The sequence below is a fragment of the Microbacterium sp. SA156 genome (genome assembly GCF_049065455.1).
GTDB classification, from domain to species: Bacteria; Actinomycetota; Actinomycetes; order Actinomycetales; family Microbacteriaceae; genus Microbacterium; species Microbacterium barkeri.
Map to the genome: position 1 here is coordinate 42,242 of NZ_JBAKGU010000016.1, position 22,649 is coordinate 64,890.

Below are 22,649 nucleotides of genomic sequence, written 5' to 3' on the forward strand. Positions count from 1 at the left end.
GCGCCGCCTGACCGGGCTCAGGCCTCGAGCACGTCGGCGATCGCGGCGGCGAACGTGTGCCCGTCGAACGGGCCCGGCTCGTCCATCCCCTGCGCGGCGCTCGTCACGATGACGCGGCCGTCCGGCGTCGTGAGGACGCTCGTGGGGTGCTCGGCCGGGACCTCGATGCGCGCGAGCCGCGCGCCATCCGCTCGGTACACGTCGAGGCGCCCGCCGTCGTACACGGCGCTCCAGATGCGTCCCTGCGCGTCGACGTGCAGGCCGTCGGGCGATCCGTCGACCGCGGCGAACACGTCGAGGCGGTCGGGCGCCGCGATCGGCGCGCGCAGGATGCGGCCGCCCACGGTGTCGGCGATGAGCACGGTCTCGCCGTCGGGATGGAAGGCCGGGCCGTTCGGGATGTCGATGCCGGTCGCGAGGCGCGCCACCTCGCCGGTGCCCGCGTCCCAGCGCCAGACCGCGCCATCGGGGTCGGAGTCGTCCCGGACCATCGTCCCGAACCACAGCGATCCGTCGGGCGCGATGGTCCCGTCGTTGACGCGATGCCGGGCGGGGTCGAGACCGGTGTCGGCGAGAGCGGTGTGGCGCCCGAAGATGTCGAGCTCGACGATGCCCGTCCCCGCCGCGGCGAGCAGGCGTCCGTCCGGCGCCTTCTCGGCGAAGCCGACCGGGCGGTCGAGCCGATGGGTCGCGGCGTCACCGCCCTCGGGGGTCCAGGCGTGCAGAACGCCGCCTTCGAGGTCGACCCAGTGCACGACGCCGTCGATGAGCCGCGACCCCTCGCCGAGGGGATGGGCCGCGGCGCTCAGCCGGGTCCACGGGCCGGTTCGCTCGTCCATGCCGTCTCCTCCGCTCGCGGGCATCAGAGCCATCGTGTCATGCCGGCGGACGGGGATGTCCGAGACCCGGGCTACCGTCGGAGTGTGAGATTCATCCCGACAGAGCAGCGCCTCGTGTGGAGCGCGAGCGACCTCAAGGCCGCCGCCGAGTGCGAGTTCGCGTGGCTGCGGGCGATCGACGCGAAGCTCGGCCGCGTCGCCGCCGTCGAGGATCCGGAGGACGCCATGCTCGAGCGCGCGGCCCGGCTCGGCGATCGCCACGAGGAGCGCGTCCTCGAGCGCTACCGCCAGGAGTTCGGCGCCGGGGTGGTCGAGCTCGAGCGGGTGTCGTCGGCCGACTCCGCGGCGCTCGCCGACGTGGCGGCCCAGACGGTCGACGCGCTGCGGTCGGATGCGCGGGTGCTGTTCCAGGCGGCCTTCACCACGGACGAGTTCGTCGGATTCGCCGACTTCCTCGTGCAGGAGGCGGATGGCCGCTGGCGCGTGCAGGACAGCAAGCTCGCCCGCACGGCCCGCGTGACGGCGCTCATGCAGCTCGCGGCATACGTCGATCAGCTGCGCCGTCTCGGCATCCCGACCTCCGACGAGGTCGACCTCCTGCTCGGCGACGGCTCGGTGTCGACGCACCGGGTGGACGACCTGCTTCCGATGTTCGACGTGCGCCGTCGCCGCCTGCGGGCGCTCATCGCGGATCGCGGGATCGAGCGGGGCGCGTCGGCCGAGGCGATCGCGTGGGGCGACGAGCGCGGCGAGCTCGAGGTGTCCGCGTGCGGGCGCTGCGCGACCTGCGAGCTCGAGGTCGTCGCGCATCGCGACCTGCTGCTCGTCGCGGGCATGCGCCCGTCGCAGCGCGCTCGCCTGCGCGACATCGGCATCCGCACGATCGACGACCTCGCGGCGGCCGAGACCGGGCCCGCGCGGATGAACTCCGACGTCTTCGCGTCGCTGCGCACGCAGGCGCGCCTCCAGCTGCAGAGCCCCGCCGGCGTGCCGGGCGACGAGCCGGCCGATGCGCACCCGGTTCCCGCGTACGAGGTCGTGCAGCCGCTCGCGCTCGGCGCGATGCCCCGCCCGAGCCAGGGCGACGTGTTCTTCGACTTCGAGGGCGATCCGCTCTACAGCGAGCAGGTCGGCTCGGCCGCCGTCTGGGGCATCGACTACCTCTTCGGATGGGTCGACCTGCGCGAGCAGTACTCCGCGCTCTGGGCGCACACCCTCGCGGAGGAGAAGGCCGCCCTCGAGCGCTTCTGCGACTTCGTCGCGGCGCGCAGGGCCGCGCATCCCGACATGCACATCTACCACTACGCGCCGTATGAGCCCACGCACCTGGCGGCGATGGCCGCTCGGCACGGTGTGCGCGAGGCCGACGTCGACCGGATGCTGCGCGACGAGCTGTTCGTCGACCTCTACCCGATCGTGCGCCGGGCCCTGCGCGTCGGCTCGCGGTCGTACTCGATCAAGAAGCTCGAGCCGCTCTACATGGGCGACGAGGTGCGCACGCAGGACGTGCAGAAGGGCGACGACTCGATCGTCCGCTACGTCGAGGCGCGCGCCCTGCAGGCCGATGGGCAGGAGGCGGCCGCGCGGGCCATCCTCGACGACCTCGCCGACTACAACCGCTACGACTGCGTCTCGACCCGGCGCCTGCGCGACTGGCTCGTCGAGCGTGCACGGGAGACCGGCGTGACCCCTGCCCCGCCCGAGGTGCCCGACGAGCTCGCGTACGCGCCGTCTCCGCTCGCGCTCGCGCTCGACGCGCATGCCGCTGCGCGCCGCGATGCCCGCGTGGCGGCAGAACCGCTGTCGGCACCGAGCGCCGACGAGGACGCGCTGCGTCTCGCGGCGGCCGCGATCGACTACTACCCGCGCGAGGCGAAGAGCTTCTGGCACGGGCACTTCCAGCGGCTGCGGGAGCCGCTCGGCCTCTGGCTCGACACCCGCGATGTCCTCGCCGTCGACGCCTCGCGCTGCCGCGTCGTCGAGGACTGGGGGATGCCCGAGGGCGCGCGATCCGTCCGCCGCGTGGTCGAGCTCCGCGGCGAGCTCGCGCCGGGAACGCGACTGAGCGAGGGCGTCGAGCCGTACCTGCTCTATCCGCGACCCGCTCCGTTCCCGAACCAGGCCTCCCCGCGCTGGGTGCACGTGCCCCGCCAGGCACGCGTCATCGAGGTCCTCGACGACGGTGCCGTCATCGAGGAGCGCGCGGCCGACGGCGAGACGTGGCAGGAGCTTCCCGTCGCCCTCACCCCCTCACCCCCGCCGCGTGCCGGCAACCAGCAGGGGGCCATCGACGCATGGGCCGAGACGGTCGTGCGCGCGGCCGACGCGGGGGAGCTCCCGGCCGACCCGGCCACCGACATCCTGCGCCGCATCCCGCCGCGCGGTGCCGGGATCGCGCCGTCCGACGGCGACGACGTGTCCGCGATCGTCCGGACGGTGCGCGGCCTCGACCGCTCCTACGTCGCCGTCCAGGGGCCTCCCGGCACCGGCAAGACGTATGTCGGCTCGCACGTCATCGCGCGCCTCGTCATGGAGCACGGCTACCGGGTCGGCGTCGTCGCGCAGTCGCACGCCGTGGTCGAGAACATGCTCGACCGCGTCGTCGCGGCGGGGGTGCCCGGCTCGCGCGTCGCGAAGGCGCCGAAGTCCGGAGCCGAGCCGCGCGACCCCGCCTTCACGCTGATCCCCAAGAACGGCGTGACCCGCTTCGTCTCCGAGCAGCAGGGCGGCTACGTCGTCGGCGGCACCGCGTGGGACTTCACGCACACCGGCCGCATCGCGCGCGGCGGGCTCGACCTGCTCGTCATCGACGAGGCGGGCCAGTTCTCGCTCGCGTCGACCATCGCGGTCTCGACGGCGGCGCGCAGCCTGCTGCTGCTCGGCGATCCGCAGCAGCTTCCGCAGGTGAGCCAGGGGATGCATCCCGAGCCCGTCGACACGTCGGCCCTCGGCTGGGTGATGGATGGCCAGCAGGTGCTCCCGGAGACGCACGGCTACTTCCTCGCGCGGTCGTGGCGCATGCATCCGGAGGTGTCCGAGGCCGTCTCGCACCTGTCCTACGCCGGGCGCCTCGCGTCGCGCGCCGGCGCGGAGCGCCGGTCGGTCGAGGGCGTCGCGCCGGGCCTGCACGCGGTGCCCGTGCATCATCGGGGCGATGCGACCGAGTCCCAGGCCGAGGCCGACGAGGTCGTGCGGATCGTCGGCGAGGTCCTCGGGCGGGCGTTCACCGACATCCGCATCGACGACGACGGCGTCGCCCACGCGTGCCCGCCGCGCCCGCTCACGGAGGACGACATCATCGTCGTCGCGCCGTACAACGCCCAGCAGCAGCTCGTCGAGCAGACCCTGCAGCGTGCCGGATGGCCGCGCGTGCGCGTCGGGACCGTCGACCGGTTCCAGGGGCAGGAGGCCGCGCTCTCGATCGTGACGCTCGCGGCCTCCTCGGGCAGAGACGCCCCGCGCGGGACGGAGTTCCTGCTGCTCCAGAACCGGCTCAACGTCGCGATCTCGCGCGCGATGGTCGCGGCGTACCTCGTGCACTCGCCCGCCCTGCTCGACGACCTGCCTCACACGCCCGCCGGCGTCGCGCGCATGAGCGCGTTCGCCCGCCTCGTGGCCCAGGAGGAGAGCGCATGACCGACGCCGACGCCATCCGCCGCGCAGCCGCCGAGTGGGTCTGGCTGCCGCGCGACTCCGATCACGTCGTCGACGGGATGGTCGCCGTGCGCTATCCCGCGCGCTTCGGCGGCGGGGTGCGGGTCTCGGCGTTCGACCGCGAGGGCACAGCCGATGAGGCGGTGGACGCCGCGCTCGAGCGCGCCCGCGACTGGGGCGAGCGGCGCACGACCTTCTGGGTCGGCGCATCCGACCGCCCGGCAGGGCTCGCGGACGCGCTGCTCCGGCGCGGCGCGGTGCACGAGGACACCGTCACGGTCTTCGCGCTCGCCCTCGACGAGGCGACGCCGGGGGAGTCCCCGGGCGTCGCGGTCGAGACGGTGCGCACACGAGAGCAGCTGCGCGACGTCGACGCGGTCAACGTGCCGGTCTGGGAGCAGGCGCCGCTCGACGAGGCGGGGCTCGACGCCGAGCTGCGCGAGCTCGAGGCGGATTGGAGCGCGGGGCGCGGGTTCCGCGTGCTCGCGCGCATCGACGGCCGCCCCGTGAGCACGGGCGGCGCGACGATCGTCGGGGAGTTCGCGCGCCTCTGGGGTGCGGCCACCCTCGCCTCCGACCGCGGGCGCGGCGCGTATCGGGCCGTGCTCGCGGAGCGGCTCCGCCTCGCCCGCGCGTTCGGCGCGTCGACCGCGCTCGTCAAGGGGCGCGTGTCGACCTCGGCGCCGATCCTCGCGCGCGCCGGCTTCCGGACGTACGGCGAGGAACGGGCCTACCGGCTCGACGTGGACTGAGGCGCGGCCCGAGCCGCCCCGGCTCAGACCGTGCCGTACAGGCGGTCGCCCGCGTCGCCGAGCCCCGGCACGATGTACCCGTGCTCGTTGAGGCCCTCGTCGAGCGCGCCGAGCACGAGCGTGATGTCGCGGTCGCCCACGAGGCTCTCGATCGCGTGGACGCCCTCCGGGGTGCCGAGAAGGCACACGGCGGTGACCTCGGTCGCGCCGCGGTCGAAGAGGTACTTGATCGCCGCGGCGAGCGAGCCGCCGGTCGCGAGCATCGGGTCGAGCACGAAGCACTGGCGGTCGCTGAGGTCGTCGGGCAGGCGCTCGGCGTACGTGGTCGGAAGGAGGGTCTCCTCGTTCCGCACGATGCCGAGGAAGCCGACCTCCGCGGTCGGGACGAGCTTGGTCATCCCCTCGAGCATGCCGAGCCCTGCGCGCAGGATCGGCACGACGAGCGGCTTCGGGTCGGCGATCCGGACGCCCTTCGTCTGCGTGACGGGGGTGTCGATCGTGACCGGCTCGACGCGCACGTTGCGCGTGGCCTCGTAGGCGAGGAGCGTCATGAGCTCCTCGGTCAGCTGACGGAAGACCGGCGACGGCGTTGCCTTGTCGCGGAGCACCGTGAGCTTGTGCGTGATGAGCGGGTGGTCGGCGACGTGCAGGCGCATAGGGCAAGGCTACCGGGACGCGGTTGCGCGGATGCAGAGAGCCTGGGCCGTTCTAGGCTCGGAGGGTGAATTCCTCGCCATCCGACGTGTCCGCGATGCGCCGCGCGCTCGCGCTGGCCGACGCGGCGGGGGAGCGCGGGGACATCCCGGTCGGAGCCGTGGTGCTCGGGGCGGATGGCGCGGTGCTCGGCGAGGGGCGGAACCTCCGTGAGGAGACGCACGACCCCGCGGCGCACGCCGAGATCGTCGCCATGCGCCGCGCGGCCGAGGCCATCGGATCCTGGAACCTCGAGGGATGCACGCTCGTCGTGACGCTCGAGCCGTGCGTCATGTGCGCGGGAGCGGTCCTGCAGGCCCGCATCGGCCGGCTCGTCTTCGGGGCGTGGGACGAGAAGGCAGGGGCCGCGGGATCGATGTACGACGTCGTGCGGGACCGGCGCCTTCCCCACCGCGCGGAGGTCGTCGGCGGCGTGCTCGAGGACGAGGCCGTGGCGCTCCTGCGCGCCTTCTTCGCCGAGCGCCGCTGAACGCAGAGAGTCCCCGCGGCCGCGCCGCGGGGACTCTCGAGCGATGGGCTCAGATGCCGAGGCCGCCGAGGAGGCCGAGGAGCGTCTCGAGGAGTCCGGAGAGGAGGCCGAGGAGATCTGCCATGGTCGTTTCCTTTGTTCTGCGGGCCGGAGCCCAGGTGGGAGAGGTGCGCCGGTCGGGCGCAGTCCCTAGCCTCGCCTACTGAAATATCGGAATGCAAGACCCTGACGGCGATTCGCTCAGCGCAGGCGCGGCAGCACCTCCTCGCCGAGATACGCCACGTGATCGAGGTCGCCCATGTCCATCAGCTGGAAGTACAGCCGAGACGCGCCGAGCTCCTTCAGCCGGGTCGCCTTGGCGACGATGTCGTCGGCGGAGCCGGCGAAGCCGTCTCCCGCGCGGAACGCCGCGAGGTCGGTCTGGGTCGCTGCTGCGCGCCGCTCGAGGTCGGCCTCGCTGCCGCCCGCGAGGGTCGTGAGCGCGACGCTGAGCTTCAGCGTCTCGGGGTCCCGTCCGATCCGCTCGCACGCCGCGCGCACGCGGGCGAAGCGGTCGGCGATGACGTCCTCGGGCTGGAAGGCGATGTTGAACTCGGTCGCGTGCTGCGCCGCGAGCTCCGGCGTCCGGGTGAGGCCTGCGCCGCCCACGATGACGGGCACCCGATCCTGCACGGGCTTCGGCAGGGCGGGGGAGTCGACGAGCCGGTAGTGCTCTCCCTCGAAGCCGTAGCGCTCGCCGACCGGGGTGGACCACAGGCCGTTCACGATCTCGAGCTGCTCGGCGAGCATCCCGAACCGCTTCCGGGGGAAGGGGATCGCGTACGCGAGATGCTCCGCCTCGAACCAGCCGGTCCCGAGCCCGAGCTCGGCACGGCCATCCGACATCGCGTCGACCTGCGCGACCTGGATCGCGAGGATCCCGGGCCAGCGGTAGGTGACCGACGAGACGAGGGTGCCGAGCCTGAGGCGGGTCGTCTCGCGCGCCAGGCCGGCGAGCGTCGTCCAGGCGTCTGTCGGCCCCGGCAGCCCCTCGCCGCCCATCGTCAGATAGTGGTCCGAGCGGAAGAAGCCGTCGAATCCGACGCGCTCGGCCTGCTGCGCGAACGCGAGCTGGGTGTCGTAGCTGGCCCCCATCTGGGGCTCGGTGAAGACGCAGAACTCCATGCGCCCCAGTCTGTCAGCGCAGGGAGCCGTCAGTCGGAGGACTTGAGGATGAAGGCCTCCGTCGGAGGACCGGGCTCGTGGGGAGCGCGATAGACGTCGGTCTCGAGGTAGATGATCCGCGCGGCCGGCACGGCCTCGCGGATGCGCGCCTCGACCGCATCGATGTCGCGCGCCGCATCGGCCACGGAGATGTCCTGCGGGAGGCCGACCTTGCCGGCCACCATGAGCTCCTCGGGCCCGACGTAGAGCGTCTTGACGTGGATGAGCTTCTCGACCTCGGGCCCTGCCTCGATCGCGGCGACGATCCGCTCGAAGTCGGCCTCCGATGCGCCTTCGCCGACGAGCAGGCTCTTCGTCTCGATGCCGAGCACGATCGCCACGAGGATGAGGAGCACGCCGATGCAGATGGTGCCGAGCGCGTCGAAGACGGCGTCGCCGGTGAGCACCGTGAGGCCCACGCCGAGGAGCGCGAGGGTGAGGCCGATCAGCGCCGCGAAGTCCTCGAGGAGGACGACGGGCAGCTCTGGCGCCTTCGCGCGGCGGATGAACGACGCCCAGGACTGCCCGCGCTCGCGCACCGCGTTGCTCTCCTTGACGGCGGTCCGCAGCGAGAAGCTCTCGAGCCCGATCGCGATGACGAGGATGGCGATCGGCAGCCAGGCGTTCTCGACCGCGTGCGGGTGGGTGAGCTTCTCAACTCCCTCGTAGAGCGAGAAGACCCCGCCGACCGAGAAGAGGATGATCGCGACGACGAACGCGTACACGTAGCGCTCGCGGCCGTGTCCGAAGGGGTGCTCGCGGTCGGCGGCTCGCCGCGCGCGGCGTCCGCCGAGCAGGAGGAGGAGCTGGTTGCCGGAGTCGGCGACCGAGTGGATGGCCTCCGCGAGCATCGATGCGGAGCCCGAGATGATCCATCCGATGAACTTCGCGATCGCGATCCCGATGTTCGCCGCGAAGGCCGCCAGGATCGCCTTGCCACCGCCGTGTGCGCTCATGCTCGCAGTCTAAGGCGGGCGCTCGCGCCTCGCCCGCCCGTCGGCGCGCCGCACGCGATCCCTAGGATTGACGCATGACTGACTCGCTCCCCTCCGTCGCGTTCCTCGGTGCCGGCTCGATGGGCGGTGCGATCCTGCGGGGCCTCGTCGCGAGCGGACTCGATGTCGACGGCGGCGTCTTCGCGACCAACCGCTCGGCGCAGAAGGCGGCCGAGCTCGCCGCGCTCCCCGGGGTCACGAGCATCGCGCTCGAGGACGAGCCCGACGGCAACGCGCGTGCCGCGTCGGAGGCGCGCATCGTGCTCGTCGGCGTGAAGCCCGCGATGGTGCCCGACCTCCTCCGCGAGATCGGGCCCGCTCTCCGGGACGACGCGATCGTCGTGAGCCTCGCGGCGGGCGTAACGCTCGACACCTTCCAGAGCATCCTCGGCTCCGAGACCGCGGTGCTCCGCTCGATGCCGAACACCCCCGCGCGCGTCGGCAAGGGCGTCACGGGCCTCGCTCGGGGCGCCGCCGCGAGCGACGAGGATGTGCGCGTCGTGCGCCGCCTCTTCGAGACGGTGGGCACCGTGATCGAGGTGCCCGAGGAGCGCATCGACGCGCTCTCGGCGATCTCGGGTTCGGGGCCCGCCTACGTCTTCCTCCTCGTCGAGGAGCTCACGCGCGCGGCCCTCGCGCAGGGGTTCGCGGATGCGGATGCGCGCGCGATGGCCGAGGGCACGTTCATCGGCGCGACGGCGCTCCTCGACGCGACGGGGGAGGACCCCGCCGAGCTGCGTCGGCAGGTGACGAGCCCCAAGGGCACGACCGAGCGGGCGATCGCGGTGCTGCAGGAGGCTCGCCTGAGCGAGCTCTTCCGGACGGCGACGGATGCCGCGATCGCGCGGGCGAAGGAGCTCGCCGCGGGCGCGTGACGCGTCAGCGGCCGATGCGCTCGGGGCGCACGCCCATCCCGACGAACCTCCCGGTGAGGTGGGTCAGCCGCGGGTGATCCCGCAGCAGGCGGAGCATCAGGGGCAGGGGCGCACCGGGCGCGCGCTCGGCCAGGAGGGGCGCCTGCATCCGGCGCTGGATGGCCTGGGTCACGATCGTCGGGAACGCGCGTCGCCGCTGCACGCGGCGGAGGACGCTGCCGGGCACAGCACCGCCCGCGTGGAGGGTCGGGGTGAGGATCCGCGCGGCCGCGATCGCATCCTGCAGCGCGAGGTTGATGCCGACGCCGCCCGCCGGCGACATGGCGTGCGCGGCGTCGCCGATGCAGAGCAGCCCCTCCGACCACCACCGGCGCAGGCGCTCGATCCGCACGCGCAGGAGGTGCACGTCGGAGGGTGTCAGCCGGGAGACCGCCTCTGACAGGCGAGGGGAGATGCGCGCGATGCGGTCGCGCATGCGCGCGAGATCCGCCGCGCTGCCCTGCCAGCCGCCCGCGGGGATGACGTGGGCGACCTGGAGGAAGTCGCCGCGGTCGATCGCGATGATCATGCCCGCTCCCGCCTGCACGAAGGGGTGGCGCTCGCCGGCGCGCTTCGGCAGGCGGAACCACAGCACGTCCATGCCCGCGGCCTTCCCGCGCGGCACGAGGCCCGCGCGCTCGCGGACGCGCGAGTCGCGGCCATCCGCCCCGACGACGAGCCGCGCGCGGACCTCGAGCGGGCCATCCGGCCCGACGGCCCGCACGCCGGTCACGCGATCGGCGTCGCGAAGCAGACCCTCGACGCGCGTCGACCGGAGCAGCCGGTAGGGCGCCTCCTGCTCGCCCGCGCGGGCGAGCAGGTCGAGGAAATCCCACTGGGGCATGAAGGTGATGACGCGACGACGCAGCGGCAGACGCGAGAAGTCTGCGATGACGCCCTCCTCGCCGTGCCAGGTCACGGTGATCCGCTCCGTGTCGGCGTGGGGGAGGGCGAGGAACTCGTCGAGCAGGCCCAGCTCGTGCAGCGCCTCCTGCGTCGACGGATGGATGGTGTCGCCGCGGAAATCGCGGAGGAAGTCGGCGTGCTTCTCCAGCACGACGACGTCGACGCCTGCCCGCGCGAGCAGCAGGCCCAGCATGAGGCCCGCCGGCCCGCCGCCCGCGATGACGCAGTCGGCGTCGATCCGGCTCGGGGCTCTGCGCGGGGCGGGCACGGAGCCATCATGCGGCGACCGGCCGATGACGGCAAGGGCGTCCACGGGAGCGGGGGAGTGCGCGTCGTCCGTGCGCCGCGCGAAGCAGGAGTATCGTGCTTCCTCGTGCTCTTCTCAGCGACGTCGTCGCGGCGACACCGCGCACGGCTCCGGCACCTCGCTCCCGCGCAGGCGATCGCCACCGGTTTCGGGCTCGCGCTCGCGGTCGGCACCTCGCTCCTCTGGCTTCCGATCTCGAACGCAGAGGGGGAGTTCACGGATCCCGTCGACGCGGTGTTCACCGCGACGTCCGCGCTCTGCGTGACCGGCCTCACGGTCGTCGACACGGCGGCTCACTGGAGCCCCTTCGGACTCGTCGTCATCCTGGTGCTCATCCACCTCGGCGGACTCGGCATCATGCTGTTCGCGTCGCTCGTCGGCATCGTCCTCGCCCGCAAGCTCAGCGTGCGCTCACGGCTCAACGCCGTCGCGGAGGCGAAAGCCGACGGCATGGGCGATGTCCGGCGGCTCGCGTGGGGCATCTTCGTGACGTCGATCGCGATCGAGGGCGTCGTGGCCGTGCTGCTGTTCGTCCGGTTCGTCGTGGGCTACGGGTCCTCGGCGGGCGAGGCGGCGTGGCTCGCGGTGTTCCATGCGGTGTCGTCGTTCAACAACGCCGGCTTCGCGCTGTACAGCGACAACCTCATGTCCTTCGTCGGCGACCCGTGGATCTGCCTCCCGCTCTGCGCCGCGATCATCCTCGGCGGGCTCGGCTTCCCCGTGCTCCGGCAGCTGCGGCGCGAGATCGGGCGGCCCCTGCACTGGACGATGAACACGAGGATCGTGCTCGCCGGCACGGTCGTGCTGCTCGTCCTCGGCACGGTGTACATCACGGTGATCGAGTGGGAGAACCCCGGCACGCTGGGCGCCTTCGACCCCGCGACGCGCATCCTGGCCGGGTTCTTCCACGCGGTGCAGGTGCGGACGGCTGGATTCAACTCGCTCGACATCGGCCAGATGCACGACGAGACGTGGCTCGGGATGGATGTGCTCATGTTCATCGGCGCCGGGCCGGCCGGAACCGCGGGCGGCATCAAGATCACGACCTTCGCTGTGCTCCTCTTCATCCTCTGGACCGAGCTGCGCGGCGGCACGGCCGTCAACGTCTTCGGCAAGCGCCTGTCCCGCGCGGTGCACCGCGAGGCGATCTCCGTCGTCCTCATGGCGATCGCCGCCGTGATGGCCGGCGTCATCGCGATCCTCACGATGACGGAGCTCGATCTCGACGCGGTCCTCTTCGAAGCCGTGTCGGCGTTCGCGACCGTCGGGCTGTCGACCGGGATCACGGCCGATCTGCCCGACGCGGCGAAGCTCATCCTCGCCGCGCTGATGTTCCTGGGCCGCATCGGCCCCCTCACGCTCGGCTCGGCTCTCGCACTGCGCGAGCGCCGCGTCTCATACGAGCTCCCGAAGGAGCGGCCGGCGATCGGCTGATGCCGCCGGCGGAAAGGACCGAATCCATGGGCAGGTTCCTCTCATTCGGCGAGACGTCTCGCCGCATCGCCGAGGCCGACTCGGTCGCCGTCATCGGGCTCGGCCGGTTCGGCAGCTCCCTCGCGCTCGAGCTGATGGCGTCGGGCACCGAGGTCCTCGGGATCGACGGCTCGGAGGAGGTGGTGCAGGACCACAACGCGCAGCTCACCCAGGTGGTGCGCGCGGACGCGACGAAGGAGGAGGTCCTCCGTCAGCTCGCCGTCGACGAGTTCGACCGCGTCGTGCTCGCGATCGGCACCGACATCAAGGCGTCGATCCTCGTCGCCTCGCTCCTGCTGCAGCTGAACGTCCCGGTGATCTGGGCGAAGGCGGTCGACGAGCAGCACGGCCGCATCCTCGAGCAGCTGGGCGTGCACCACGTCATCTATCCCGAGAAGGACATGGGGCGCCGTGTCGCGCATCTCGTCCGTGGCGCCGCCTCGGACTACCTCGAGATCGATCGCGGCTACGCGATCGTCAAGACGGCGGCTCCCGCCGAGGTGCAGGGGGTGCCGCTCGGCGAGACCGACCTGCGCCGGCGACACGGCGTGACGATCGCAGCGTTCCGCGGCGCGTCGAACGAATGGGCCAACGCCGACGCCGACACGGTCCTGCATGAGGGCGACGTCGTGCTCGTCGTCGGGCCGACCCGGCGCGTCGAGTCGTTCGCGCAGCTGCGCTGAGGGCGCGGCTCAGCGGTCGAGCGAGGCGAAGCGCTCGATGTCCTCGTTCGTCCCGGACACGATGATGAGGTCGTGGTTCGTCACGACGGTGTTCGCCTCGGCGTAGCGGAACGGCTTGCCGGGGCTCTTCACGCCGACGACGGTCACGTTGTACTTCGAGCGGACGCCCGACTCGTTGAGGCCCCTGCCTCGGATGAACCGCGGCGGGTACATCTTCGCGAGCACGAAGTCGTCGTCGAAGCGGATGAAGTCGAGCATGCGGCCGCTCACGAGGTGGGCGACGCGCTCTCCTGCCTCCCGCTCGGGGTAGATGACGTGATTCGCGCCCACGCGGGCGAGGATCTTGCCGTGCGACTGCGAGACGGCCTTCGCCCAGATCTGCGGCACCTTGAGGTCGACGAGGTTGGCGGTGATGAGCACCGACGCCTCGATCGACGAGCCGACGGCCACGACGGCCACCTGGAAGTCGCCGGCGCCGATCTGCTGGAGCGCCTCGAGACTGCGGGCATCCGCCTGCACGGCGTGCGTGACGCGCTCGGACCATTTCTGCACGAGATCGAGGTTGTCGTCGATCGCGAGGACGTCGCGGTCGAGGCGGTCGAGCTCGCCCGCGCAGGCGGCGCCGAAGCGCCCGAGTCCGATGACGAGGACGGGCGCGTCGCTGCGGATCTGCTCAACCAACGATGGGCCTTTCGACGGGCAGCGCGTACTGCTGCGACTTGGAGGTCGCGGCCACGGCCGCGGCGAGGGTCACTGTACCAACGCGCCCCATGAAGACCGTGACGGCGAGCACGTAGACGGCGGAGTCGGGCAGGTCCGCCGTGAGGCCGGTGGAGAGCCCCACGGTCGCGAACGCGGAGATGACGTCGAACAGCACCTCGGCGAGGGGTGCCTTGGTGATCTGCGCGATGATGATGGTCGACAGGGCGACGATCGTGGCGCCCCAGGCGAGAACCGCGACGGCGACGCGCTGCACGTCGCTGGGGATGCGCCGCCCGAAGACCTCGACGCTGCGTCGGCCCTTGGCCTCCGACCACACCGAGAGGGCCAGCACGGCGAGGGTCGTCACCTTGATGCCGCCCGCGGTCGACGCCGATCCGCCGCCGACGAACATGAGCATCGACGCGGCGAGCATCGATGACTCATACAGCTCGCCGGGGTCGATCACGGAGAAGCCCCCGGACCGGGTCATGGCGCTGAGGAAGAACGCCTGGAAGGTCGTGTCCCACGCATCGCTCTCGCCCCAGGTCCCGGGGTTGCCGTACTCGAGAACCAGGAACACCGCCGCGCCCGCGACGAACAGGATGACGGTGGTGATGAGCGTGAGCTTCGTGTGCAGCGGCCAGCGGTGCGGCTGGGTGAGCTGCCGCGAGAGCGCGTAGATGACGGGGAACCCGATGCTGCCGAGGAACACCGAGATCATGAGGACGGTCAGGAAGAAGTAGTCGGTGTGGAACGACTCGAGTCCGCCCACGGTCGGCGTGAAGCCCGTGTTCGTGAACGACATCGCGGCGTAGTACGGCGCGATCCACGCGGCGTCGAGCCAGCTGTACCCGGCCCAGACGATCGGGAAGTAGAGGAGCACGGCGACGACCACCTCGATGACGAGGGTCGACAGGGCGACGACGCGCAGCAGCTGGCCGATCTCGCCGAGGCGAACCGCCTGTCCTTCGTTGACGACGCCCCCGTGCGATCGCAGCGGGTTGGTGTCGCCAGCGGCGATCAGCTTGGCGCGCAGGCCCAGCCGCTTCGAGATCACGAGGCCGAGCAGCGACGCGAGGGTCAGCGCGCCGAGCCCGCCGATGTTGACGCCGATGAAGATGACGGCGTGCCCGAACGCCGACCAGTGCGTCGCCATATCGACCGTCGACAGGCCGGTCACGCAGATGGTCGAGACAGCCGTGAAGAGCGCGTCCGACAGCGGGGTGCGCGAGCGGTCGTCGCTCGCGATCGGCAGAGACAGCAGCGCCGTGAAGATGAGGATCAGCGAGACGAACACGAGGATGGCGAATCGCGCCGGCGAGGACGTCGTGAAGTCGCGGAAGAACTGGCCGAGCTCCCGCCCGGCATCCTTGAACGCGCCGGCCAGTGCCGTCGACCGGCTCGTCGCCATCCGCTCTCCCCCTTCGCGCCGAAGTCGCCCATCATGGTACTCCGCGGCGCGCGCGGCTAACCTATCGGCATGGCGGACATCTTCGACGTGATCGCGGACGGCACGAGGCGCGACATCCTTCAGCTTCTGCTTCGCCGATCGTCGGATGGCCAGGACGGCACGAGCGTGTCGCAGATCGTCGCCGAGATGGGGGTCAGCCAGCCCACCGTCTCGAAGCATCTCAAGGTGCTGCGCGAGGCCGGTCTCGTCTCGGTGCGCGAGGAAGGGCAGCACCGCTACTACAGCCTGTCGCCCGAGCCGCTCGAGGCGGTCGACGACTGGCTCGTGCCGTTCTTCGTCGACGAGTCCGACCTCGCGGAGGAGGCCGCGTCGTACGCGCCGACCCTGCCGGAGCCCGCCGCGCGAGTGGCGGAGTCGGTCGGCCGCGCCGCGGCGTCCGCCAAGAACGTGGTGCAGTCGGCGCTGCGTCGCCTCGGGGCCTGACCCACCTCCCGTCCCGGGCGGGCGCTTCCGCGCCTCCGGTCCCTCTCACATGCGCCGCGGCGCCGATGTGACCGCTCTCATTCAGTGGGGGGAGCGCTCTCACCGCTGACCGGCGATTTTCGTGACGCGGAATCGCTTGAGCGCGCCTTTGCGACGCTGAGAGGAACATTCTGATCGGCTGTGGACAACCTGAATGTGATCCCGTAATACTGGCATCACGAGCGCGCTCGGTCGACCCGTGTCGGCACTTGGGGGAGTTGCGTCACATAGAAGGGCGAAGGTTGATGCGTCAACAGCGAAATCTGCCGCCGGCTCGGGGTGGCACGAGGGGGAGGAAGCGCTGGCAGCTGCCCAGCCTTCTGACCGGGACAGCCGCGGCGGTCGCCGCGGCCATGATCGTCTCGACGACGAACCCGGCGCTCGCCGCCGGACTGGACACCTATCCGGACGAGCCCGCTGAGGCCGAGGCGAGCGTCATCGACACGACGATCCTCGGCGGAACCGACCTCGCGGGCGCGGCTCATTCGCACGCCGGGTCGGTCTCGAACCCGGGGCCCAACGACGAGGCCTTCCAGGCGTCGCTGCTCGGAGGCGAGCTCATCGACCTCGGTGGTCTCACGATCCCGGTCGATCAGCTCATCGACTACGGGCAGGCGGGCGCGCTGCTGAGCCGCTCGACGGCAACGGACGCGCAGAACGCGGAGGCGATCTCCGGCATCGCGGGGGGCGACGGCGGAATCACGCTCGACGGTGACCAGGCCGGCTTCGGCACCGCCTCGATCGACCTGCTCTCACTCTTTGAGGCCGCGGGGATCGGAGGCTTCACAGACCAGATGGTCGACCAGGCCGACTTCACCTTCGGACTCGGCGGCGCTTGGGTCCAGGCGATCGACGGCGTGCTCCAGGACCCCGACGGCGTGGGCGGAGACGGGCAGTACCGCATCGCCGACGCGAAGCTCGAACTCCACTCCCCGGCGATCGCCACCGCGGGGGCAGGTGTCAGCGACGCCGCGGGCGCGATGGAACAGGCGGTCGTCGATCAGATCAACAGTCTCCTCGATCTCACGAGTCTCCTGGCGCTCGTGCCGGGGCTCGAACTCAGCACCTCCGTCACGAGCGAGATCCGTCAGAACGTCATCGACGCGATCCTGCTCGGACCGATCACCACGGACGACGGTCTCGCTTCGATCAACCTCGCCGAGGGCACCCTCACGGTCGATCTCGGCCGCATCGGCGGCAACGACGATGGCGTGATCCCGGACCGCCCGGTCGGCCTGAACAACCAGAACCCGAACACCGAGCTGATCGACGACACGACGTATCCGTTCATCGCGAGCAGCATCCACGACGTGATCGAAGAGGTCATCGACGTTGCCGTGAACACCGCCGTCGAGTCTCTCGACAGCGTGGTGGTTCACTTCGACGCGACGGTGCCCGGTGTCTTCCCGCTGCCTGACCTGACGGGGTCCTTCGGAATCAGCCTCGCGGGCCAGGTGGTCGAGCCCTGCACGGGAACGGCATGCACCGTGCTCGCACCGGTCATCGCGCTCGCGCAGACGCTCATGGCGCCCATCAACGCGGCGCTCACCGACCCTGCGGGGCTGCTCTACCAGGCCTTCACCACAATCAAGACCGACCTCATCACCGTCCCTGTTCGCGCGGCAGTCAGCCCGTTCCTCGACATCGTCGCGCAAGCCGTCTCGCTGCAGATCAACCACCAGGAGACGACGACGACCACCTGTACAGCGGGAGGCGATCCCCTCACGACAGGTCTCGAGGTGTCGGCACTGAGCCTCGGCCTGCTGGGCGGCGACCTGGCGCGTCTCAACATCGGCAACGCCGGCGTCCGCTTCGACGCCTGTGCGGCTGCCGCCCCCGTGGTCGACGCGTCATCGCCGGTGCCCTCGGGCTCCTGCACGACGATCACGTCGTCGGGTTGGACGCCGGCCACCGAGGTGACGTTCCAGCTGCGCGACGCCGCGGGCAACGCGGTCGGCGAGCCGCTCGTCGTCACGACCGACGCCGAGGGCAACGTGCCCGCCGACACCTGCCTGCCGATCCCCGCGGGATCGACGCCGGGTGACTACACGGTGGAGGGAACGGACCCCGACGGAAACACCAGCAGTGACACGGTCACCGTGTACACGCCGACGCTCACGGCCCAGTCGCCGGTCCTCCCGGGCGAGTGCTCGGTTCTGACGTCCGGTGGATGGCTGCCGAGCACGGAGGTCACGTTCCAGCTGACCGACGCGGCGGGCAACCCGGTCGGCGACCCGGTGGTCGTCACGACCGACGCCGAGGGCAACATCCCGGCTGACACGTGCGTCCTCGTCCCCGAGGGCACCGAGCCCGGCGACTACACCGTCGTCGGCACCGACCCGAACGGCGCCGAGATCACGTCGCCGCTCGTGGTGTCGCCCGCCGGCGCGCCGATCCTCGACGCCTCCTCGCCGGCTCCCGCCGGTGACGAGACCGAGATCACCTCGTCCGGCTGGGACCCCACGGTCGACGTGACGGTCCAGCTGCAGGACGTCGACGGCAACGCGGTCGGCGACCCGATCACGGTGACGACCGACGACACGGGCGCCTTCCCCACGGGGACGACGCTGCCGATCCCGGCCGGCACGCCGGCGGGCGACTACACGGTCGTCGGCACGGACCCGAACGGCGAGACCGCGCAGGACACCATCCAGGTGTACCTGCCGACGCTCGAGCCGCTCACCCCGGCCGCTCCCGGCGCGTGCGTCGCGATCGTCTCGGGCGGCTGGCAGCCGAACACGGAGGTCACCTTCCAGCTGACTGACGCGGCCGGCAACCCGGTCGGCGACCCGGTCACGGCGACCACCGACGGCGCGGGCAACGTCCCGGCTGACACGTGCGTCACGATCCCCGAGGGCACGGAGCCCGGCGACTACACGGTCATCGGCACCGACCCCGAAGGCGGTCAGGTCGAGGGCCCGATCGAGGTCTACGCGCCGACTCTCGAGGCCACGTCGCCGGAGATCGCCGGTGGCGAGACCGAGGTGACGTCGGGCGGATGGCTGCCGGAGTCGGAGGTCACGCTCCAGCTGACGGACGCTGACGGCAACCCCGTGGGCGACCCGGTTCCGGTCACGACGGACGCGGACGGCAACGTCCCCGCCGGCACGGTCGTCCCGGTTCCGGCTGATGCACCCGCGGGCGCCTACACCGTCGTCGGCACCGACGCGAACGGCACGGAGGTCTCGGCCCCGGTCGACGTCATCGCGCCGACGATCGAGGCGACGTCCCCGGTTCCGGCCGGTGGCGAGACCTCGGTGACGTCGGGCGGATGGCCGGCCGACACTCCGCTGACGCTTCAGCTCGTGGACGCGGAAGGCAACCCCGTGGGCGACCCGGTTCCGGTCACGGCGGACGCGGGCGGCAGCGTGCCGGCCACGGCCATCCCGGTCCCGGCTGACGCTCCTGCCGGTGAGTACTCCGTGACGGCGACCGACGAGAACGGCAACGCGATCTCGGCTCCGGTCACGGTCTACGTTCCCGCGATCGAGGTCACGTCGCCGGTCGAGGCCGGTGACCCGACCGAGGTCACCTCGGGCGGCTGGGTCCCCGAGTCGGAGGTCACGCTCCAGCTCGAGGACGCGGACGGCAACCCCGTGGGCGACCCGGTGACGGTGACGACCGACGCGGACGGCAGCGTCCCCGCCGGCACGACGGTCCCGACGCCGGCCGACGCGACCCCCGGTGACGTGTTCACCGTCGTCGCGACGGACGCGAACGGCGCCGAGGTCTCCGACACGGTCGAGATCGTCGCCCGCGCGGTGACGGTCGACGCCTCCTCGCCGGTTCCGGCCGGCGGCGAGTCGGAGATCACGTCGGGTGGCTGGCTGCCCGAGTCGGAGGTCACGCTCCAGCTCGAGGACGCCGACGGCAACCCGGTGGGCGACCCGGTGACGGTCACGACGGACGGGGAGGGCAACGTCCCCGCCGGCACGGTGGTTCCGGTTCCGGCTGACGCCCCTGCGGGCGACTACACGGTCGTCGCCTCGGACGCGAACGGCAACACGGCCGAGGACGCCGTCGAGGTCTACGCGCCGTCGATCGAGGCCACGTCGCCGGAGATCGCCGGTGGCGAGACCGAGGTGACGTCGGGCGGATGGCTGCCGGAGTCGGAGGTCACGCTCCAGCTCGAGGACGCTGACGGCAACCCCGTGGGCGACCCGGTTCCGGTCACGACCGACGCGGACGGCAACGTCCCCGCCGGGACGGTCCTCCCGATCCCCGCTGACGCTCCTGCGGGCGCGTACACGGTGGTCGGCTCGGACGCGAACGGCGCCGAGGTCTCGGCTCCGGTCGAGGTCATCGCTCCCGCCATCGAGGCGACGTCTCCGGTTCCGGCCGGTGGCGAGACCGAGGTGACGTCGGGCGGCTGGCTGCCCGAGTCGGAGGTCACGCTCCAGCTGACGGACGCTGACGGCAACCCCGTGGGCGACCCGGTTCCGGTCACGACCGACGCGGCCGGCGACATCCCGGCCACGGCCGTCCCGGTGCCTGCGGACACGACGGCAGGCGACTACGCCGTAACGGCGACCGACGAGAACGGCAACGCGATCTCGGCTCCGGTCGCGGTCTACGCTCCCGTGATCGACGTCACGTCGCCGGAGATCGCCGGCGGCGAGACCGAGGTGACGTCGGGCGGCTGGCTGCCCGAGTCGGAGGTCACGCTCCAGCTGACGGACGCTGACGGCAACCCCGTGGGCGACCCGGTTCCGGTCACGACCGACGCCGAGGGCACCGTCCCCGCGGGCACCGTGGTCCCGATCCCGGCCGACGCCGCCGAGGGTGACGTGTTCACCGTCGTCGCGACGGACGCGAACGGCGCCGAGGTCTCCGACACGGTCGAGGTCGCGGCCATCGCGCCGACCCTCGAGGCGGAGTCGCCGGTTCCGGCCGGCGGAGCCTCTGACATCACGTCGGGCGGCTGGCTGCCCGAGTCGGAGGTCTCGCTCCAGCTGACGGATGCCGACGGCAACCCCGTGGGCGAGCCCGTGGTCGTCACGACCGACGCGGACGGCAGCGTCCCCGCCGGCACGGTCGTCCCGGTCCCGGCCGACGCTCCTGCAGGCGACTACACGGTCGTCGGCACCGATGAGAACGGCGTCCAGACGGACCCGGCCGCGATCGAGGTCTACGCGCCGTCGATCGAGGTCACCTCGCCTGAGTCGGCCGGCGGTGCGACCGAGGTGACGTCGGGCGGATGGCTGCCCGAGTCCGAGGTCACGCTCCAGCTGACGGATGGCGGGGCGCCCGTGGGCGACCCGGTGGTCGTCACGACCGACGCGGACGGCAGCGTCCCCGCCGGCACGACGGTCTCCATCCCCGCTGACGCCACGGTCGACGACGTCTTCACGGTCGTCGGCTCGGACGCCAACGGCGCCATGGTCTCCGACACCGTGGAGATCATCGCTCCGACGCTCGAGGCCACGTCGCCGGTTCCGGCCGGTGGCGCGACCGAGGTGACGTCGGGCGGCTGGGCTCCTGACTCGGAGGTCTCGCTCCAGCTGACGGACGCCGACGGAAACCCCGTGGGCGACCCGGTGGTCGTCACGACCGACGCGGACGGCAGCGTCCCCGCCGGCACGCCGGTCCCCGTTCCCGCTGACGCTCCCGCGGGCGACTTCACGGTCGTCGGCACGGACGCCAACGAGAACACGGCTGAGGCTCCGCTCGCGGTCTACGCGCCGGTCATCGAGGCCACGTCTCCGGTCGAGGCCGGTGACGCGACCGAGGTCACGTCGTCCGGCTGGATCGGCGACAGCGAGGTCTCGCTGCAGCTGACGGATGGCGAGGGTGCGCCGGTGGGCGACCCCGTGGCCGTGACGGTCGACGCGGACGGCAGCGTCCCCGCCGGCACCACGGTTCCGGTTCCCGCCGACGCCGCACTCGGTGCGCACACGGTCGTCGCGACCGACGCGAACGGCGCGGAGGTCTCCGCACCGGTCGAGGTCATCGCGGCCTCCGGTGAGCCGACCTTCGACGCGGAGTCGCCGGTTCCGGCCGGCGGCGAGTCGGAGATCACGTCGGGCGGCTGGGCCCCTGAGTCGGAGGTCACCCTCCAGCTCTCGGACCCCGAGGGCGCGGACGCGGGCGAGCCCGTGGTCGTGACCACCGACGCCGAGGGCGACGTGCCGGCCGGCACGGCCGTGCCGATCCCGGCAGACGCCGAGGCCGGTGTCTTCACCGTCACGGCGGCCGACGCGGAGGGCCTGCAGCTGTCCGACACCGTCGACGTGTACTCGCCGACGCTCGAGGTCGAGACCCCGGCGGCGCCCGGTACGTGCGCCGACGTCGTCTCGGGCGGCTGGCTGCCGAACTCGGAGGTCACGATCCAGCTGACGGATGCCGATGGCAACCCCGTGGGCGACCCGGTGGTCGTCACGGCGGACGCCGACGGCAACCTGCCGGCCGGCACGTGCGTCCCCGTTCCCGCTGACGCGGAGCCCGGCGACTACACGGTCGTCGGAACCGACGGAGACGCGGTCGTCGAGGCGCCGCTGACCGTCGCGAACGAGGGCGACGCCGACGACAGCAGCAACGCCGACAGCGACGCGAACGCTGACAGCTCCAGCAACGCTGACAGCTCCAGCAACGCGGACAGCTCCAGCAACGCTGACAGCAGCAGCAACGCTGACAGCTCCAGCAACGCTGACAGCTCCAGCAATGCGGACAGCTCCAGCAACGCTGACAGCTCCAGCAACGCTGACAGCTCCAGCAACGCTGACAGCAGCAGCAACGCTGACAGCTCCAGCAACGCCGACAGCAGCAGCAACGCCGACTCCGACAACGAGTCCGACGCCAACGCTGACAACGACAGCACCGCGGACAGCGACAGCAACGCGAACGCTGACAACGACAGCGACGCGAACGCGAACAGCTCGAGCAACGGCAATGGCGACAGCGGCGGCAAGAAGCGCCCGCTCTCGCCGACCGGCGGCGAGTTCGACGCGATCCCGCTGGCGCTGCTGGTGATCCTCGCTGGCACGGGCATCCTGCTCGGCGCCACCCGCAGCAAGTGGCTGGTCCGCAAGGACTGACCATCTGACGCGCACACCGGCGGCGGCCTCGGAGACGGGGCCGCCGTCGGCGTGTGCGGGGGAGGAGTTCT

At 71.9% G+C, this 22,649-nt stretch carries 15 protein-coding genes; 8 read left to right on the forward strand and 7 right to left on the reverse strand.

Translation table 11 applies throughout. The features are described from left to right. Positions 1-17: 17 nt before the first annotated feature. Complete coding sequence (locus ACOWU6_RS14175) at positions 18-839, reverse strand: SMP-30/gluconolactonase/LRE family protein (RefSeq protein ID WP_421076083.1); 822 nt, start codon at positions 837-839, stop codon at positions 18-20. A gap of 84 nt (positions 840-923) precedes the next feature. On the opposite strand from ACOWU6_RS14175, the gene ACOWU6_RS14180 reads away from it, so the two are divergent. Together ACOWU6_RS14180 and ACOWU6_RS14185 are read left to right on the forward strand one after the other, a co-directional pair. Continuing rightward, positions 924-4,475 carry a TM0106 family RecB-like putative nuclease gene (locus tag ACOWU6_RS14180; protein WP_421076084.1) on the forward strand — a complete coding sequence of 1,184 codons (3,552 nt, stop codon included), beginning with the start codon at positions 924-926 and terminating at the stop codon, positions 4,473-4,475. Next, a complete protein-coding gene (locus tag ACOWU6_RS14185) occupies positions 4,472-5,245 on the forward strand; it encodes a hypothetical protein (protein WP_421076085.1) in 774 nt (257 codons plus the stop codon). The genes ACOWU6_RS14180 and ACOWU6_RS14185 overlap by 4 nt, the downstream gene beginning before the upstream one ends. 23 nt (positions 5,246-5,268) lie before the next feature. On the opposite strand, the gene upp is transcribed toward ACOWU6_RS14185, so the two are convergent. Further along, complete coding sequence (upp, locus tag ACOWU6_RS14190) at positions 5,269-5,901, reverse strand: uracil phosphoribosyltransferase (RefSeq protein ID WP_271174406.1); 633 nt, start codon at positions 5,899-5,901, stop codon at positions 5,269-5,271. 65 nt (positions 5,902-5,966) lie between these two features. Between upp and tadA the strand changes: the two genes are divergently transcribed. After that, positions 5,967-6,428 carry a tRNA adenosine(34) deaminase TadA gene (gene tadA, locus ACOWU6_RS14195; RefSeq protein ID WP_421076086.1) on the forward strand — a complete coding sequence of 154 codons (462 nt, stop codon included), beginning with the start codon at positions 5,967-5,969 and terminating at the stop codon, positions 6,426-6,428. Positions 6,429-6,668: 240 nt separating this feature from the next. Here tadA and ACOWU6_RS14200 read toward each other — a convergent pair whose 3' ends face one another. Continuing rightward, positions 6,669-7,592 (reverse strand): LLM class F420-dependent oxidoreductase, encoded by a 924-nt coding sequence (locus tag ACOWU6_RS14200; RefSeq protein ID WP_324013963.1) that lies wholly within the window; start codon positions 7,590-7,592, stop codon positions 6,669-6,671. 29 nt (positions 7,593-7,621) lie between these two features. Next, a complete protein-coding gene (locus ACOWU6_RS14205) occupies positions 7,622-8,587 on the reverse strand; it encodes a cation diffusion facilitator family transporter (RefSeq protein ID WP_421076087.1) in 966 nt (321 codons plus the stop codon). A 74-nt stretch (positions 8,588-8,661) separates the two neighbouring features. On the opposite strand from ACOWU6_RS14205, the gene proC reads away from it, so the two are divergent. Next, the gene (gene proC / locus ACOWU6_RS14210; protein ID WP_421076088.1) at positions 8,662-9,501 is read left to right on the forward strand and encodes a pyrroline-5-carboxylate reductase; all 840 of its coding nucleotides are present in this window, start codon (positions 8,662-8,664) and stop codon (positions 9,499-9,501) included. A gap of 4 nt (positions 9,502-9,505) precedes the next feature. On the opposite strand, the gene ACOWU6_RS14215 is transcribed toward proC, so the two are convergent. Beyond that, positions 9,506-10,714 carry an FAD-dependent oxidoreductase gene (locus ACOWU6_RS14215; RefSeq protein ID WP_421076089.1) on the reverse strand — a complete coding sequence of 403 codons (1,209 nt, stop codon included), beginning with the start codon at positions 10,712-10,714 and terminating at the stop codon, positions 9,506-9,508. 9 nt (positions 10,715-10,723) lie between these two features. On the opposite strand from ACOWU6_RS14215, the gene ACOWU6_RS14220 reads away from it, so the two are divergent. Continuing rightward, positions 10,724-12,187: a TrkH family potassium uptake protein gene (locus ACOWU6_RS14220; protein WP_421076090.1), complete on the forward strand. Its 1,464-nt coding sequence runs from the start codon at positions 10,724-10,726 to the stop codon at positions 12,185-12,187. A gap of 26 nt (positions 12,188-12,213) precedes the next feature. After that, positions 12,214-12,909, forward strand: a complete 696-nt coding sequence (locus tag ACOWU6_RS14225; RefSeq protein ID WP_421076091.1) for a potassium channel family protein — start codon at positions 12,214-12,216, stop codon at positions 12,907-12,909. A gap of 9 nt (positions 12,910-12,918) precedes the next feature. Here ACOWU6_RS14225 and ACOWU6_RS14230 read toward each other — a convergent pair whose 3' ends face one another. Together ACOWU6_RS14230 and ACOWU6_RS14235 are read right to left on the reverse strand one after the other, a co-directional pair. Continuing rightward, positions 12,919-13,590 carry a potassium channel family protein gene (locus ACOWU6_RS14230; protein WP_271174410.1) on the reverse strand — a complete coding sequence of 224 codons (672 nt, stop codon included), beginning with the start codon at positions 13,588-13,590 and terminating at the stop codon, positions 12,919-12,921. Further along, positions 13,583-15,022, reverse strand: a complete 1,440-nt coding sequence (locus ACOWU6_RS14235) for a TrkH family potassium uptake protein (RefSeq protein WP_421076092.1) — start codon at positions 15,020-15,022, stop codon at positions 13,583-13,585. Before ACOWU6_RS14235 ends, ACOWU6_RS14230 begins: the two co-directional genes overlap by 8 nt. Before the next feature lie 69 nt (positions 15,023-15,091). Here ACOWU6_RS14235 and ACOWU6_RS14240 point away from each other — a divergent pair, with 69 nt between their 5' ends. Beyond that, positions 15,092-15,505, forward strand: coding sequence for an ArsR/SmtB family transcription factor (locus ACOWU6_RS14240; protein ID WP_271174412.1), 414 nt, complete (start codon positions 15,092-15,094; stop codon positions 15,503-15,505). 392 nt (positions 15,506-15,897) lie between these two features. Then, positions 15,898-22,578, forward strand: a complete 6,681-nt coding sequence (locus ACOWU6_RS14245; protein WP_421076093.1) for a hypothetical protein — start codon at positions 15,898-15,900, stop codon at positions 22,576-22,578. The last annotated feature ends 71 nt before the right edge of the window (positions 22,579-22,649 follow it).

Excerpts from the sequence above, each read along its gene's own strand:
- ACOWU6_RS14175 (WP_421076083.1), bottom strand. The coding sequence starts at position 839 with ATGGACGAGCGAACCGGCCCGTGGACCCGGCTGAGCGCCGCGGCCCAT.
- ACOWU6_RS14185 (WP_421076085.1), top strand. The coding sequence starts at position 4,472 with ATGACCGACGCCGACGCCATCCGCCGCGCAGCCGCCGAGTGGGTCTGG.
- upp (WP_271174406.1), bottom strand. The coding sequence starts at position 5,901 with ATGCGCCTGCACGTCGCCGACCACCCGCTCATCACGCACAAGCTCACG.
- ACOWU6_RS14200 (WP_324013963.1), bottom strand. The coding sequence starts at position 7,592 with ATGGAGTTCTGCGTCTTCACCGAGCCCCAGATGGGGGCCAGCTACGAC.
- ACOWU6_RS14205 (WP_421076087.1), bottom strand. The coding sequence starts at position 8,587 with ATGAGCGCACACGGCGGTGGCAAGGCGATCCTGGCGGCCTTCGCGGCG.
- proC (WP_421076088.1), top strand. The coding sequence starts at position 8,662 with ATGACTGACTCGCTCCCCTCCGTCGCGTTCCTCGGTGCCGGCTCGATG.
- ACOWU6_RS14220 (WP_421076090.1), top strand. The coding sequence starts at position 10,724 with ATGCGGCGACCGGCCGATGACGGCAAGGGCGTCCACGGGAGCGGGGGA.
- ACOWU6_RS14225 (WP_421076091.1), top strand. The coding sequence starts at position 12,214 with ATGGGCAGGTTCCTCTCATTCGGCGAGACGTCTCGCCGCATCGCCGAG.
- ACOWU6_RS14235 (WP_421076092.1), bottom strand. The coding sequence starts at position 15,022 with ATGGCGACGAGCCGGTCGACGGCACTGGCCGGCGCGTTCAAGGATGCC.
- ACOWU6_RS14240 (WP_271174412.1), top strand. The coding sequence starts at position 15,092 with ATGGCGGACATCTTCGACGTGATCGCGGACGGCACGAGGCGCGACATC.
- ACOWU6_RS14245 (WP_421076093.1), top strand. The coding sequence starts at position 15,898 with ATGATCGTCTCGACGACGAACCCGGCGCTCGCCGCCGGACTGGACACC.